At 37.1% G+C, this 14,338-nt stretch carries 17 protein-coding genes; 10 read left to right on the forward strand and 7 right to left on the reverse strand.

Features of this window, described 5'->3' with window-relative positions; translation table 11 throughout:
* The first annotated feature begins 40 nt into the window (after positions 1-40).
* The gene (locus JOE23_RS03400; protein WP_204435896.1) at positions 41-844 is read left to right on the forward strand and encodes an inositol monophosphatase family protein; all 804 of its coding nucleotides are present in this window, start codon (positions 41-43) and stop codon (positions 842-844) included.
* Positions 845-868: 24 nt separating this feature from the next.
* Here JOE23_RS03400 and JOE23_RS03405 read toward each other — a convergent pair whose 3' ends face one another.
* A complete protein-coding gene (locus JOE23_RS03405; protein ID WP_017471768.1) occupies positions 869-1,075 on the reverse strand; it encodes a YlaI family protein in 207 nt (68 codons plus the stop codon).
* Positions 1,076-2,045: 970 nt separating this feature from the next.
* Here JOE23_RS03405 and JOE23_RS03410 point away from each other — a divergent pair.
* Positions 2,046-2,300 carry a hypothetical protein gene (locus tag JOE23_RS03410; RefSeq protein WP_204435897.1) on the forward strand — a complete coding sequence of 85 codons (255 nt, stop codon included), beginning with the start codon at positions 2,046-2,048 and terminating at the stop codon, positions 2,298-2,300.
* Positions 2,301-2,369: 69 nt separating this feature from the next.
* On the opposite strand, the gene JOE23_RS03415 is transcribed toward JOE23_RS03410, so the two are convergent.
* Genes JOE23_RS03415 through JOE23_RS03430 form a run of 4 tightly spaced genes read right to left on the reverse strand, consistent with a single transcriptional unit; the run spans position 2,370 to position 5,799 of the window.
* Entirely contained in the window at positions 2,370-3,242 is an 873-nt protein-coding gene (locus JOE23_RS03415; RefSeq protein WP_204435898.1) for a metal ABC transporter permease, read from the reverse strand.
* Positions 3,239-4,111, reverse strand: a complete 873-nt coding sequence (locus JOE23_RS03420; protein WP_204435899.1) for a metal ABC transporter permease — start codon at positions 4,109-4,111, stop codon at positions 3,239-3,241. Before JOE23_RS03420 ends, JOE23_RS03415 begins: the two co-directional genes overlap by 4 nt.
* A 12-nt stretch (positions 4,112-4,123) precedes the next feature.
* Complete coding sequence (locus tag JOE23_RS03425) at positions 4,124-4,864, reverse strand: metal ABC transporter ATP-binding protein (RefSeq protein WP_204435900.1); 741 nt, start codon at positions 4,862-4,864, stop codon at positions 4,124-4,126.
* An 11-nt stretch (positions 4,865-4,875) separates the two neighbouring features.
* Entirely contained in the window at positions 4,876-5,799 is a 924-nt protein-coding gene (locus tag JOE23_RS03430; protein WP_204435901.1) for a metal ABC transporter solute-binding protein, Zn/Mn family, read from the reverse strand.
* A 209-nt stretch (positions 5,800-6,008) separates the two neighbouring features.
* Between JOE23_RS03430 and JOE23_RS03435 the strand changes: the two genes are divergently transcribed.
* Positions 6,009-6,290 (forward strand): Fpa/YlaN family protein, encoded by a 282-nt coding sequence (locus JOE23_RS03435; protein ID WP_017471774.1) that lies wholly within the window; start codon positions 6,009-6,011, stop codon positions 6,288-6,290.
* 382 nt (positions 6,291-6,672) lie between these two features.
* Here the strand turns inward: JOE23_RS03435 and ytvI are convergent, their stop codons facing one another.
* Complete coding sequence (gene ytvI / locus JOE23_RS03440) at positions 6,673-7,731, reverse strand: sporulation integral membrane protein YtvI (protein ID WP_204435902.1); 1,059 nt, start codon at positions 7,729-7,731, stop codon at positions 6,673-6,675.
* A gap of 204 nt (positions 7,732-7,935) precedes the next feature.
* On the opposite strand from ytvI, the gene JOE23_RS03445 reads away from it, so the two are divergent.
* The 7 genes from JOE23_RS03445 to coaD all read left to right on the forward strand — a co-directional run bounded on the left by JOE23_RS03445 (position 7,936) and on the right by coaD (position 12,567).
* Positions 7,936-8,364 (forward strand): CBS domain-containing protein, encoded by a 429-nt coding sequence (locus JOE23_RS03445; RefSeq protein WP_204435903.1) that lies wholly within the window; start codon positions 7,936-7,938, stop codon positions 8,362-8,364.
* A 95-nt stretch (positions 8,365-8,459) separates the two neighbouring features.
* The gene (locus JOE23_RS03450) at positions 8,460-9,515 is read left to right on the forward strand and encodes a CAP domain-containing protein (protein ID WP_204435904.1); all 1,056 of its coding nucleotides are present in this window, start codon (positions 8,460-8,462) and stop codon (positions 9,513-9,515) included.
* Positions 9,516-9,648: 133 nt separating this feature from the next.
* On the forward strand, positions 9,649-10,038 hold the full coding sequence (gene ylbD, locus JOE23_RS03455; RefSeq protein ID WP_204435905.1) for a YlbD family protein: 390 nt from the start codon (positions 9,649-9,651) through the stop codon (positions 10,036-10,038).
* A gap of 120 nt (positions 10,039-10,158) precedes the next feature.
* A complete protein-coding gene (locus JOE23_RS03460) occupies positions 10,159-10,599 on the forward strand; it encodes a YlbF/YmcA family competence regulator (protein WP_204435906.1) in 441 nt (146 codons plus the stop codon).
* Between the two features lie 21 nt (positions 10,600-10,620).
* On the forward strand, positions 10,621-10,899 hold the full coding sequence (locus tag JOE23_RS03465; protein WP_204435907.1) for a YlbG family protein: 279 nt from the start codon (positions 10,621-10,623) through the stop codon (positions 10,897-10,899).
* 620 nt (positions 10,900-11,519) lie between these two features.
* Positions 11,520-12,080 carry a 16S rRNA (guanine(966)-N(2))-methyltransferase RsmD gene (gene rsmD / locus JOE23_RS03470; protein WP_204435908.1) on the forward strand — a complete coding sequence of 187 codons (561 nt, stop codon included), beginning with the start codon at positions 11,520-11,522 and terminating at the stop codon, positions 12,078-12,080.
* 1 nt (position 12,081) lies between these two features.
* Positions 12,082-12,567 (forward strand): pantetheine-phosphate adenylyltransferase, encoded by a 486-nt coding sequence (gene coaD, locus JOE23_RS03475; RefSeq protein ID WP_204435909.1) that lies wholly within the window; start codon positions 12,082-12,084, stop codon positions 12,565-12,567.
* Between the two features lie 503 nt (positions 12,568-13,070).
* Here coaD and ylbJ read toward each other — a convergent pair.
* Positions 13,071-14,267 carry a sporulation integral membrane protein YlbJ gene (gene ylbJ, locus JOE23_RS03480; protein WP_338021885.1) on the reverse strand — a complete coding sequence of 399 codons (1,197 nt, stop codon included), beginning with the start codon at positions 14,265-14,267 and terminating at the stop codon, positions 13,071-13,073.
* Positions 14,268-14,338: the final 71 nt, after the last annotated feature.

The raw sequence follows: 14,338 nt of genomic DNA on the forward strand, positions 1-14,338 counted from the left end.
TTTGCTAAACTATACCAAGAGTAAGAGAGGATGAATCATAATGTCTACTTTCAAACAGGAAGCCATATATCAACAAGCAAAAAAATGGGTAAAAGAAGCGGGTGCACTTATTCGTCAAGCTATTGACCAACCAAGAGAGATCGATACAAAAGCAGATGCTAATGATCTTGTGACAGAGATGGATAAGAAGATCGAACAATTTTTTGCGGAACATATAAGACATACCTATCCAACAGATCGGATCCTGTCTGAAGAAGGATTCGGTGATGAAGTTAATGACTTAACAGGAACAGTGTGGATTATCGACCCGATTGATGGGACAATGAATTTCGTTCATCAAAAGCGAACCTTTTCAATTTCTTTGGCCGTTTATCATAATGGAATCGGTGAAATTGGTTTCGTCTATGATGTAATGGCTGATATTCTATACCACGCTAAAAAAGGGGCGGGAGCTTATAAAAACGAAAAGAAGTTATCCCCGATTGCCGATCATAAAAACCTATCTGAATCGATACTTATGCTTAACACTTTTTGGTGTACAAGCAACAATAAAGTAAATGATAAAAAAATAAGAAAATTAGTTCAAACCGTAAGAGGAACACGAACGTATGGCTCTGCTGCTTTAGAATTTGCTTATTTAGCAGAGGGTATTGTGGACAGCTATATTTCTTTTAAACTACATCCATGGGATTTAGCAGCAGGTGTTATTTTGTTCAATGAGGTCGGTGGTAAAACCGTTCAAGCAAATGGCAAGCCACTAACTTTTCTAAATCAAGATCCCATGGTGTCGGCGCACCCAGATATTATTGATGAAATAATCAATGACTATATTGAATTGAAATAACTTAAAAAGATGACGACTGCTATATTATTGAATATAGGGGTCGTCATCTTTTTTTTCTTGATATAGTTTAAAATTCCCTGTGGCATGGCGCATCTTCGTTTTCTTTTCTATACGCTCTGAGCAAGTTGGACATAAATATAAATGTTTACGTCGATTGCGTAATCGTTTAGCTAAGGGCGAATGATAATTAATTTGATTAACTGTATCACATATTGGACATTTAACATCCATAACTGTCACCTCAAACAAGCAAGCTATTATAAATTGATTGTTTACATTTTAGCATATCTAGACATGGAATGCTAACCTGTTATGCGTATCTTTTACTTTATCACAGATAAACCGTCTGCAAACCGCCTACCATCAAATGGAGGGTAGGGGCAATCTATTTAGGTGGGCGCTAACGGACGTTTATGTCCTGATTCACTCAACGACCAATCAGTAAGAAAGCAACTTGAAAGTATTAAAGCAATATAAGTGGGCATAGTTACTAATAAATACTTATTACACGTAAAAAAATTTTTCGGCATGGTCCGAAATCAGTATAATCACTCAATTAACTATCAGTGGGTGGGTAAGATCGTAGACTTAAACCGCCACGTCCTGTGGCAACGTCTGCATGACCTCCGTCCACTGATTGAAGGTTAACTTTATAATTAACTCAACTTTCGCACACTGAAAATAGTCATTCAACCTTGATCGTGTTCAATAGACGCGGTATTCAATAGGCTTGTTGACTTTACTTCTGCATGGATGTGCCGCATACGTTTAGCACGTTATGTCGTTCCGAAAAGCAAGGGATTCGCTTTTCGCGGGGCTGGCTTCAGCTAACTTTAGAAGCTAAGAGCGCTTCTAAAGTGGATCTTCAGCTCATCCTATTCCCGCAGAAGTCTCACCCCTTGCTTATCTCCACTTAGCTGGGTGAGGATTCATACTGAATACGTCAGCTCAAGCTCACGCCCATGGAAAGCGGAACATAGCTCACCTGCGTCTCTAAAACGAAAGGTTTATAATCAATCGAAAATCTATATTCAAAGGCAGCGCCTATATTTAATATTAGGTCTACCCTTATGCTACTTTGCTGAACCTGAAAATTCAAATGAGAAAGTTGAGTAATTAAGTAACGACTTGTCACTAATTATGTTTCACTTTGATAGAAACGGGAATGAACTATATATCAATAAAGAAGAGGTGTTGCTATATGAAAAGAAAAGTGCTCATCGGTCTGATTGGAATAGGAACAACCTTTGTGACTTATCAGCTATTGAATGATAAGCGTCAAGAGCGAATAAAGAATAAGTTTGTTAATTTTAAAAATACATTAATGTTGAAGAGAGACAATCATTTTCCAATCGAGGAAGCGGGTGGTCCATTAAGTGACAATATGGAAAATGCAGATATGGTAAGCGAAGGTTCTTTATTTGGCGTTAATTACTTCAACCAAGTTAAACAATAACATAAAAAATAGTAGGGAAGGCCATCAAAGGATGGCCTTCCCTACTAATCTTAGTATTTTTTAAAACCGTTATTGTGATCTTAAGCGGTGTCGAAAGTATTTAATAACTAGACCTTCTCGATGAAATAAAAAGGCTAGCATAAAAAACAGACCAGTAGTAGTGGCCATGGCTCCAGCAATAGATACATTTAACTGTATGGCGCTCCAATAGCCTAATATAGCGGATAAGCCACCAATCAATCCGCTTAATAAGATCACATTTATAAAGCGATCTGATAATAGATAGGCGGTTGCGCCAGGAACAATTAACATCGCTACAACCAAAATTGCCCCGACACTATTAAAAGAAGCAACTGTCGATAAAGAGACGAGCGTCATTAATAAATAATGGATAAACCCCACTGGGATACCAATTAATATTGCATAATGATGATCAAAAGTAGAAATTTTAATTTGCTTATAGAAAAGGAAAATGACCGTAAGACTAATTAATAAAACCGTACTAAGCATCCATACGGCTTTTGGGCCTAAATCTATCCCATGTAGAACGAAACGATTCCATGGAACAAAAGCAATTTCCCCCATCAGTGCATGTTCAGTATCTAAGTGAACTTGACTGCCAATGAAAGAAAGCAGGACAACGGCTAAAGCAAATAAAGAAGTGAAAATCACACCAATACTCGCATCTTTCTGAACACCTTTTTGATTTAATGTTTCAACTAAATATGCGGTTAAAAGTCCGACAACCGCAGCCCCGATTAACATAGGAATCCCGTGTAAGGTTTGCGTGATGAAAAAAGCCCCGACTATCCCTAAGAGAACGGTGTGACTAATCGCATCTGCAAGCATTGCGGTTTTTCTTAATACAAGTAGCGATCCATTAATACCGCACGTAACACCAACTAATATACCAGTTATAATAATCCAGCCTGTATAACTCATGATGGCTGCACCACTTTCATCATTATTCCACGTTTTGAGCCGAACAGTAAGCTTATTAGAAAAATAGCTGAGATAACCAATACAATCATAGGCCCTGTTGGCAAATTTGGTATTGTTGCACTAAACCAAGTCCCTATCACACCACTTAGAGCACCTAAAACACCGGACAACCCAGCCATAATAGGCAGTTCATCTGTCCAATAGCGTGCTGACAATGGGGGAGTAATAAGTAATGCGGCTATTAAGACAACCCCGACCATTTGGATACCAATAACAACGATACCGACAATGAGTAACATGAGTACACCGTTTAAAAACGATACCGGTATGCCAAGCCCTTTGGCAAAGTCAGGATCAAAAATAGCAATTTTAAATTCCTTAAAACAAACCATGGTGATAAGCACAAGGACAATGGCACTAACCGTTATTAATTGTACATCTCTATTTACAAGCGATGCTGCTTGCCCAAAAATGAATTCCTTTAAACCGGCATGATTTCCAGTAGCATGCTGTTGAATAAAAGTTAACAGCACGATACCTACGCCGAAGAAGACAGAAATGATCACACCAATCGCAGCATCAGCGTCAAGCTTAGAATGTTTAATAATCAATTGGATGAAATACGTTCCTAATAAGCTCGTTAAAGTTGCACCCAACAATAGAACAGGGAGATTTTTTTCATTAAATAACAAGAAACCAATACCTACTCCAGGTAATGCAGCATGAGCCATTGCATCACTAATAAGACTCTGCTTTTTTAGTAAAACGAATGTACCGATCATTCCACAAGCAAAACCTAATAGCAAGCTACCGGTGATCACCCATCTGAAATTGGCACTAGACAAGAAAATGGAAAAATAATCAGACATATCATGACCTCCTTATGTCAAGACTGTAGCTCTTTCAAGAAACGATATTTTGCCACCATAGGTTCGTTCCAAATTATCCATAGTAAAAACGGTCTGAGTTTCCCCATATTCAATCGGTACTTTATTCAATAGTAAGACACGGTCAAAATATTCTTCCACTGTTTGTAAATCATGATGAACAACCAGCACCGTTTTTCCTTCATTCTTCCATTCTTTCATCAAGTGAATGATAGCTTTCTCGGTCGCTGCATCTACACCGGAAAAAGGCTCATCCATAAAATAAATGGAGGCATCTTGCGCGAGTGCCCGAGCGAGAAACACCCGTTGTTGTTGTCCACCTGATAATTGACTGATTTGTCTAGTGGCAAAGTCAAGCATACCCACTTTATCAAGACATTGATCAGCGATTTCAATATCTCGTTTCTTAGCACGTTTGAAAAAGCCGATCTTTCGGTAACGTCCCATTAGGACAATATCACGGGCATTGGTAGGGAAGTCCCAATCAACTTCATTTCTTTGTGGAACATAGCCGATTAAATGCTTTTGTTGGCGAAATGATTGCTCATAAACCTTAACTGCACCTGAGTGTTTTGGGATTAGCTCAAGTACAGCTTTAATTAAGGTGGATTTTCCAGCCCCATTAGGGCCGACAATACCGGTAAGCGACCCCTCTGGAACATGGAAGGAAACATTTTCAAGAACCGTTTGTTTATGATAGTTTACTTTTATATTTGTGATTTCAAGGGCGTTCATTTAGACACCTCCTATTTTAATGCGTCAACAATCGTGTCGATATTCGCTTTGAACATACCAATATAGGTACCTTCTTCAGTGCCCGCTTCACCCATTGCATCAGAATACAATTCTCCTCCAATTTCAATTTCATGCCCTTCTGATTGGGCGCCTTCTTTGACTGCATTAATTGATCGATCGGATACACTACTTTCTATGAAGAGGGCATTAATCTCTCGATCAACAACTAAGTCAACGATATCTTGAATATCTTGGACACTATAGTCATCTTCTGTGCTTAACCCTTGCAATGCTTCAACTTCAAATCCATAGGATTCTCCAAAGTAGTGAAAGGCATCATGTGCTGTTACGAGTACACGACTTTGCTCAGGTATTTCTTCTACACGATTTATAATGTACTCATTTAATTTTTCGAGCTCATCCATGTAATCATTATAGTTTTGTTGATAGTCTTCCTCATGATCTGGGTCTAACGTAATCAATTGATCTTTAACGACTTCTACGACGTGACTAAAGGTTGTCACATCAAACCATATATGCGGGTCATAAATGGCAGGATTGTCAGGATCATTTAATAATAGAGATTCTGGCATTTCTTCTGCGACTGCAATCGTTGGTTTATCAGCTTGCATTTGTGCAAAGACATCATTCATTTGTGCTTCAAGGTCTAATCCGTTATAAAAAATAATGTCGGCTTGATCCATTTGCTCAATGTCACTTTGGACCGCGTTATACATATGTGGATCAGTTCCTGGCCCCATTAGGCTGGTTACATTTACATGTTCTCCCCCAACGTTTTCAACGATATCTCCAATTTGAGCGATTGTCGTAACCACATTAATGGTTTGTTCTTCACTTGTTTGCGTTGTGTCATTACAAGCAGCCATTAAAACGATAACTAATAGCAATGTGGATGTAACAAATATTTTTTTCATAATTTCCCCTCCCGCTAATAAATTAGCAATGTATAATTTTTGTTCTTTAATTTAAAAATGTTTCCTTAATGCAACTTTAATCTCTTCATCGTTTTTTGTCAACCCAAAATGATAATTAATTATTGGCTGTTTAAATTGAATTAACTTGCATTTTTCCTCATTAAGCTTTAATATAATGAGAAGAGGATCTTTAACGGAGGGGGATTTAAATGATGCAAGAAGCGGTGGTAACTAACGCAAATGAAGCCTATGCCCTTCTTAAGGCTGACGCAGATAAGATCTTGAAACTCATTCAAGTACAAATGGACAATTTAATGATGCCCCAATGTCCTTTATATGAAGAAGTTTTAGATACACAAATGTTCGGTTTATCAAGAGAGATAGATTTTGCTGTTAGGTTAAACTTAATTGGGGAAGCAGAAGGCAAAGATTTATTAGATAATTTAGAAAAGCAACTTAATTTATTACATGAAAAGGCACAACAATCATAAATGGCACTATGCTTATGTTGATTGACATAAGCAGTAGTTTTACAAAATGCTTTCTATACTATAAATTTAATATCAAAAACGTCACAAGAATGATAGCTTGTGACGTTTTTCTCTATATTATATCCTTTGGCGCTTTCGTTTTATCACAGATAACCGTCCGTAAAACGCCCGCCATAAAATAAAAAGCTATTTATTAGGGCGCTAACAGGCGGTAATGTCCTGATTCAATCAACGAACCTGAAATGAGTGGGTGAAGAACGAAAATGCCTACTGATTTCAGGTTCGTTTTAAGGTCGAGCTTAAAGGTGCAAGTTGTACCTATACTTAAGTTGCATTTTATGCTAGAGTCACAATCGCACAATAGATGAAAAGCAGTTCGTTTCTAAAGTTTAACATGCCATTTAATGATTCCTGCTTCTTTTGCTGAGTTAAAGGCAATAACCACAATCGGGCCTAATATGAATCCAAGAATACCAATTAATTGGAGCCCTACATACATTGCAATTAGTGTAGCTAATGGGGAAAGGCCGATCTGCTGTCCCATCACTTTAGGTTCAACAGTTCTCCGGATCGCTAAAAGAATAAAAGCAAGTAAGGCAAGCTGAGTTCCCATAAAAATGTTACCCGCTATGAACATATAGAGTGACCACGGACCAAGAATAGCGATAGAGCCGATTATCGGTATAAGGTCAATTAGCCAAATGATGGTTGCCATAATTACCGCATACTCAGGAATGATGATAAATAACCCTAGCAAAGTAACCGTTAATATGATTAAACTAACAAGGAATTGTGCTTTCAAAAAACCTACAAATACGTATTTTAATCGAGCACTCATAAATTGTATTTTCTCAGCTGTATGCTCGGTGAAATTATGATAAAACTTCGCTTTTAAAATGGGAAGTTCTAACATGAATAAAAATAGTGCAATTAAATATACAATAAAACTGACAATATAATTTGGAATGACAGCCACTATCGAGGCGAGTCGTTCTACCCTGAAATGTGTTCTTAAAATATCTGTAACGGATTCAACACTACTATTAATGCTATTATTGACTTCCTGTACAAATTCATTAGGTAAGTCCTCCATAATTCTTTCTAATTCTCCGCTCCATTGAAGGAGTAATTTATTGACTTGTAAAATATAATCAGGTGCATTCTCAGCTAAATCTACCAATTGCTTAATAATATTCGTTACCGCATATGTACCAATAAATGAAAGCAAAATAAGAAATGTTAAATAGACAATAATCACACTTATCTTACGGTTGAGGTGCAACCTTTTTTCGATCATTCGAATAAGTGGGTTGAGAAAAAGTGCGGTAATAAATGCAGTTAGTAATGGGATGGAAACAGGTAATACGAAAATAAAGAACAATAATATAATGATCGCTAATAGAATTAATGTCCAATGACGTCTGTTTAACGAACGCAACACAAATAAATCCCCCTTTCGTTAGATAAGAAAAAATCTCTGTCTCATTGAAATATATCATGTTCCTTGTAATTTGAATAGTTACTTTTATAATTAATCTTATCGTGTTAGGTGAAATCAATGATGTTTAATTAGGTTCATGTAAGGCCATACTACACATTGTGGGCAATAACTACCCACAATAAACATGAGGGAGGTATATGAGTTATGAAAACGGTTAATGAAGTTATGTCAGATCACGTATTGTCTTGCCAACCCAACCAACCGATAAATGAAATCGCTAAATTAATGGCTGATCAGAATGTTGGAGCGATACCGGTTTGTGATGAAGACCATCATCTATTAGGGATGGTGACTGACCGTGATTTGGTTATTCGAGGTTATGCAAAAGCTGTTGATTCAAATCAATCAATTGAACAGTGCATGACGCATGACGCCATAACCTGTGATCCAAACCAAACAGTACTTGAAGCGGGTGAGTTGATGGCAAAACATCAAATTCGCCGTCTTCCCATTGTGAAAGATCGCAAACTAATTGGTATTGTATCATTAGGGGACTTAGCATTGGAGGAGCAATCCGATCATATGGCAGGAGAAGCTTTGGAGGAGATTTCAGAGCGCCCGCATTACCACTAAGTTTTAAAGATAAGCAAGCCATATAGGGAGACAAAGTATGGCTTGCTTATCTTTAAAAACTATTAAACTATTTTAAATAGGAAGAAGGTACCTAAATGAAAAGTGCGTTTAAACTTTTATTTTTCCTCATTTTATTGTATGCTGCTTTTTTTATATACGATGATCTAATCACTCCGATAGATAGATCTGGGCATTTTTTTGAGCAAAAGGTTATTAAGCAAGATAGAGCTTTAGAGGTCAAGTTATCATTTTTTGATCGCGATACCACAACAGATGAGACTTTAGAACAGTTAATCGGCAAACCATTATCAAGTTTGCTAGAAGCGTTTGGTGACCCTATACAAAGTGCACCAAGTCGCTATGATTATCAATGGTATCTATTTACTGATGAGGAAGACTACTTTTATCAGTTTGGGATTAAAGACGATCAAGTTGTTACCGCTTATATAACGGGAGAGCAAGCTGATATTTTTCCGTTAGAGATAGGAATGAATTACGAAGAAGTGGAAGGATTTTATGCTTTTCAGCAAGAGGTGGAATTTGATCGCTTTTCTTTTCACTTAAGTGAGCAAGATATCGAAACAACCCCTATTATTATCTTAGATGAAGGCATACTATTACAATTATATTTTGATATTCACACAGGTCAATTATCATCAATTCGGATTATGAATGAAGAAGTAGCGGTCAAGCATCAACCTTATTATTTATCTTATACAGGCCCATTGCCGAAAAAAAGTAGGTTATCTAATGACGATTGGGAGATGGTAACGCAAAGTGAAGCATATGCTATTTTTGTTTTAACAAATATGATTCGCAAACGATTTGAAGTAAACCCATTGCAATGGCATGATCAGGCGAGTCAAGTTGCTAGTCTTCATAGCCAAGATATGCATCAATTAGATTATTTCTCACATCAGTCACAGGATGGCAGAGATTTATTAGATCGTTTAACAGAGGGGGAAGTCCCGTTCTCGCGTGCCGGGGAAAATATTGCAGCTCAATATACAGATGGGTTAGCTGCGGTGGAAGGATGGTTGAACAGTGAAGGACACCGTCGTGCTTTACTAGATGAGTCATTTACCCATCTTGGTGTAGGCGTTTATCAAAACTATTATACACAGAATTTTATCACAGATAACCGTCCGTAAAACACTTGCTTCTAAATCGAGAAATGATCACGGCTAGCATTGGTCAGTAAAATCAGTTTTAAGATGTTTCACTTTCTCTTAATGCCCATCATACATTATACTAGCTCAGTTTAAAAGGAGGTTTGGGGTTAAGATGAGTGAAACCAAATTACATCCGAAAATTCAAAAGTTCAAGGCGTTTATTGAGAAGCATCCGGGCATGATTCAAACGGTAAGAAGTGGAGAACAGGACTGGTCTTATTATTATCAACGCTACCAAGAACTGGGAGAAGATGATGATTATTGGACACAATTTAAAGATGATACAGCACCAAAAGATGAAAAGACGAAGAAGAAGTGGACAGAACAATTATTTTCAATTTTTAATAAAGTTGATTTTGACAAGGTTGATGAGCATGTGCAACAGGCAGATCAAGCGGTTGACCAATTAAGAAAACTAATCGATCATTTTTCTGAAATAAGAGGAAAAAATACGAATCAGCCGATGCACAACAATAGAATGGGCCGTCGCTATTACTACTAACTGTGACTTTATAATAAACAGCGAGAGGCGTTTTGTAAGGAAAGAGCTCCGATTAATCTCGATCTGCTCTTTTTTTTTGTTTAAAATACTGGTATGATAGTGCTAGTGGAGGTGATCGTCATGTTGGCGACGACTGAATGTATTCATTTATTAGATCAAACAGATGAATTGGCAAATATGATTATAGATTCTGAGCAGATGGTTAATTATATAGAAAATAAACGTAAGTTAAAACAAAATATTGAAGCTCAAGCTTTAATTAAACAATTTGAGATAAAGAAAGAACAATATGAAGATGTGCAACGTTTTGGTCGTTACCATCCAGACTTTAGTCAGATTACAAAAGAGATGCGGATGGTAAAAAGAGAAGTAGATATGCATGAAGCGGTTGCACAATTTAAAGTAGCTGAACGAGAGTTGCAGGCGCTATTAGATGATATAAGTGAAAAAATAGCTCACAGTATTAGTAAGCAAATTATTGTACCCCGAGATGGGGCGTTATTTACTGATAGCGGCTGTGGCTGTGGTTCTGGTGGGGGCTGTGGTTGCAAAGCTTCATAATGATTAAAGTGAGGGAACAATATGATACGTACAAAGAGACAAGGTCTTATTATCTGGTTTCAGCATATGAAAAATGTCAAGCAATTAAAACGTTATGGACACCTCATTGCAGTATCAAGAGGGTCTAGATATGCTGTTATTTATGTAGATCAGGAAGAAGTTGAAGACAAAGCAGCGAAATTGGAACGACTGCCTTTTGTATCAAAAGTCGATTACTCATACAAGCCATTTATTAATCAAGCGTTTGACAACGCTAAAGTTGATAAGGCTAAAGAATATGATTATAAAATGGGAATATAATAGGTTAATCTCTAGTTGTTAGAAAAAATCGGCAAAACGCTTGAAGGAAGTGGGTATAGTGGTGTACACTAACATGAACTTCCAGATTTCAACATTTTGTCTTGCCGCTACTAAAATAAATTAATAGAAAAAAGCCTGCAGAAAAAAGATCTGCAGGCCCTTTTTGATTCGAACTAATAGAACCAAAAAGGCAAAGGGAGAGGAGAAACCGGAAAAGCGCCTATGGGGAAACGTAGGCTCTTCCGTCTTCTAGAAGTGTTGCTTTTGCTTAACATCACTTCACTAGCTAAGTATCACCATATTAGATAAAAAATATTCAAGTTAACCAGATGATGAAATAAATTGAAATTACAAGATTTAAGCTACTATAGACAGATGAACTTTAGGTATTTAACATTTATCACAGATAACCGTCCGTAAACACTCCTCTCAAAATAGAAAGTAGAGCAAATCGATTGAGGTGAGCTAATGTCTTGATTCAATCAACGAACCTGCAATGAATAACGATTACTTGATGCGATAATGATAGGATGATTGGAGATAACCGTGGTGTTTATTACATTTTTATGGTAGCATTAAAAGCGATTAAATTGATGTAAGTGGTTATTGAGGTGAGATAAATGCGTGTCATATCGGGTACATATAAAGGTAGATTAATTCAAACCGTACCAAATAAATTAACAAGACCAACTACTGATAAAGTAAAAGAATCTCTTTTTAATCGTATCGGTCCTTTTTTTAGTGGGGGCATTTGTTTAGATCTTTTTGCTGGTAGCGGTGGTTTGGGGATAGAGGCATTAAGTAGAGGGATTGAACATGTTATTTTTGTCGATCAACAAAGGCAAGCTGTTGAGGTGATAAAAAATAATTTAAGTCAGTTAAATGTAACTGCACATGCTGAAGTATATCGCAATGATGCTTTTCGGGCACTTAAGGCAGTGGCTAAACGAAACTTAACTTTTAGTATAATATTTTTAGATCCCCCGTATCAAAAAGGGTTCTATCAACGCCTTCTCGAAGAAATAGCTAAACAAAATATTACCGATGAGCAGACAGTGGTTGTTTGTGAACATGAGGCGAGAGAAAGTTTACCAACATGGGTTGGAACACTTGAAAAAGTTCGAACAGAGAAATATGGAAGTACGACTGCAATATCGTTGTATAGAGAAAGGAAGAATTAGAATGAGTAGATTAGCGATTTGTCCTGGCAGCTTTGATCCTGTTACTTTTGGTCACCTTGATATTATTGAACGGGCAGCAAAAGTTTTTGACCATGTTATCGTTGCTGTTTTCCACAATGAATCAAAATCCCCGCTGTTTACAGTTGAGGAACGCATTCAATTATTAGAAGATTCAACAAAACATATTTCTAACGTGTCAATAGATGGTCATGATGGTTTATTAATGGACTATGCGCGTAAGAAAAATGCTGATGCTCTGGTAAGAGGGTTGCGGGCTATTAGTGATTTTGAATATGAAATGCAAATTACCTCAATGAATCGTAAGCTTAACGAAGATATCGAAACGTTTTTTGTTATGACCAATAATAAATATTCTTTTTTAAGTTCGAGTATGGTAAAAGAAGTTGCTAAATTTAAAGCTAATGTATCTGATCTGGTACCAGAAGCAGTTGATCAAGCATTAAAAGACAAATTTCAAAATGGATAACTGTTAAATGAATAGTTCTGCTATCGATTATGGTTATTAATTAAAATAACGGTTCTTTGTCAAATGACGTTGGTGAGAATTTTTGTCGGCAATTTTATAGATGAATTTCACAAATATTCAAGTCGGCTTATGCTGCTTGAATATTTGATTGGTTAGGTGCATTTTGGGCTGATTTCGATTCAATAGATCTTAACTTAATTTGAATGTCTATCTACATGTAAATTCATACGGGTTCGGTAAGGAGGTGATGAGACTCCTGCAGGAATAGCACGAGCTGAAGATCCACTCATGTGCGCGTTTGGTGCGCACATGAGTTAGCTGAAGCCGTGCCTGCGGAAAGCGAATCACTGGATGACTGAACCCATTTCTATAGTTGCAGAAATAGAAATGACGTTAACGAAAGTCTACCCCCTATTTCGCAAAAGCATGAAATGGGGAATTCCCTTCACCAACGTCAAATAGTATACAACCAAAATAACAACTGAGTACAGCCTACTCAGTTGTTATTTTAATTGGCGAAGGGCGCATAGGATAAAAGCACTTGATAGACCAACTAAAGTGATAATGGGCCCCGCTTGATACAGCAAGCTGAACCAATAACTTGATTGTAATGGGGCCTCAACTGCTATAGCATGGCCAATAGGCTTCGGCGATAGCGCCATCAAGTAAGGTGATGCGATAATAACAATCCCTGCTGAAAAAATACCTTGAAGTATTCTACCTAATAAATAAGGCATATAGCGAATGTCTGTTTCAGCTAAAATACTAGCTACTTGGGCTTGTACACTAAAACCATTAAATGCCAATAATAAACTAACCAGGATAGCCTTGGCTATCATCGGTTCATTGATATAGCCAGAAATTTGTTGAGCGCCTAGTGTGATTTCAAATATACCCGTGAAGAAAGGAAGGGCAAGTTTTTCTGGAATGTTAAAGCGTAAAAAAATGGTTTCGATTAGCTGACTACCTATATCTGCTAGACCTATTTCGATTAATATGCTAGAGAAAACAGAAAAAAAAATAATAAATCCACCAATCATTAGTAAAGTTTGAACAGAATGAATGACAGCATCCCCAAACAATTTTCCGAACGGTTTATTTGATTTAATACGTGTATGATGTAATGTTTTAAAAGCGCGTTTCCATATATTTTGCTGTGCATCTTTTCGATACATAGAGATATAATTAGCTTTATAAAAACGCATAACTATACCTACTAAAAGATTGCTGCCGTAGTGTGAAACAGTTAATAAAACGCCTAATGTTGGTGATTGAAAAAAACCAACCGAAACAGCAGCAATGATAAATAAGGGGTTTGAAGCGTTAGTAAAGGCGACAAGTCGCTCGGCTTCAACTTGGGTCAATTGTCCTTCTTGTCTCATTCGGGCAGTAAATTTTGCACCAGCTGGATAACCGCTTGCCATCCCCATCGCCCAGACGAAACTACCAACGCCAGGGACGTTGAAAATGGGGCGCATAATCGGTTCAAATAAAACACCGATAAAATGAACGACACCAAAGCCAATCAATATTTCCCCGGTAATAAAAAATGGAAGTAAAGATGGGAAAACAGTATTTGACCAGATATCAACTCCCCTTTTACTAGCAGCTAAAGTTTCTGTTGGCATTGTAATAAGGCAAATAGCAAATGCCAATGCACCAATGGCTAACATTATCGATTTTAATTGTGACTTCAACATGTTCTCCCCTAACGTATCAAAGTGGTAAGTGAGTTATGCTATACAGTACCAGAAAAAAGTAGTAAAATAAT

It is taken from the genome of Amphibacillus cookii, assembly GCF_016908375.1.
GTDB lineage: Bacteria > Bacillota > Bacilli > Bacillales > Amphibacillaceae > Amphibacillus_C > Amphibacillus_C cookii.

Bases quoted from the DNA above. Each gene is read 5' to 3' on its own strand.
- JOE23_RS03400 (WP_204435896.1), top strand. From the start codon at position 41: ATGTCTACTTTCAAACAGGAAGCCATATATCAACAAGCAAAAAAATGG.
- JOE23_RS03405 (WP_017471768.1), bottom strand. From the start codon at position 1,075: ATGGATGTTAAATGTCCAATATGTGATACAGTTAATCAAATTAATTAT.
- JOE23_RS03410 (WP_204435897.1), top strand. From the start codon at position 2,046: ATGAAAAGAAAAGTGCTCATCGGTCTGATTGGAATAGGAACAACCTTT.
- JOE23_RS03415 (WP_204435898.1), bottom strand. From the start codon at position 3,242: ATGAGTTATACAGGCTGGATTATTATAACTGGTATATTAGTTGGTGTT.
- JOE23_RS03420 (WP_204435899.1), bottom strand. From the start codon at position 4,111: ATGTCTGATTATTTTTCCATTTTCTTGTCTAGTGCCAATTTCAGATGG.
- JOE23_RS03425 (WP_204435900.1), bottom strand. From the start codon at position 4,864: ATGAACGCCCTTGAAATCACAAATATAAAAGTAAACTATCATAAACAA.
- JOE23_RS03430 (WP_204435901.1), bottom strand. From the start codon at position 5,799: ATGAAAAAAATATTTGTTACATCCACATTGCTATTAGTTATCGTTTTA.
- JOE23_RS03435 (WP_017471774.1), top strand. From the start codon at position 6,009: ATGATGCAAGAAGCGGTGGTAACTAACGCAAATGAAGCCTATGCCCTT.
- JOE23_RS03445 (WP_204435903.1), top strand. From the start codon at position 7,936: ATGAAAACGGTTAATGAAGTTATGTCAGATCACGTATTGTCTTGCCAA.
- JOE23_RS03450 (WP_204435904.1), top strand. From the start codon at position 8,460: ATGAAAAGTGCGTTTAAACTTTTATTTTTCCTCATTTTATTGTATGCT.
- ylbD (WP_204435905.1), top strand. From the start codon at position 9,649: ATGAGTGAAACCAAATTACATCCGAAAATTCAAAAGTTCAAGGCGTTT.
- JOE23_RS03460 (WP_204435906.1), top strand. From the start codon at position 10,159: ATGTTGGCGACGACTGAATGTATTCATTTATTAGATCAAACAGATGAA.
- JOE23_RS03465 (WP_204435907.1), top strand. From the start codon at position 10,621: ATGATACGTACAAAGAGACAAGGTCTTATTATCTGGTTTCAGCATATG.
- rsmD (WP_204435908.1), top strand. From the start codon at position 11,520: ATGCGTGTCATATCGGGTACATATAAAGGTAGATTAATTCAAACCGTA.
- coaD (WP_204435909.1), top strand. From the start codon at position 12,082: ATGAGTAGATTAGCGATTTGTCCTGGCAGCTTTGATCCTGTTACTTTT.
- ylbJ (WP_338021885.1), bottom strand. From the start codon at position 14,267: ATGTTGAAGTCACAATTAAAATCGATAATGTTAGCCATTGGTGCATTG.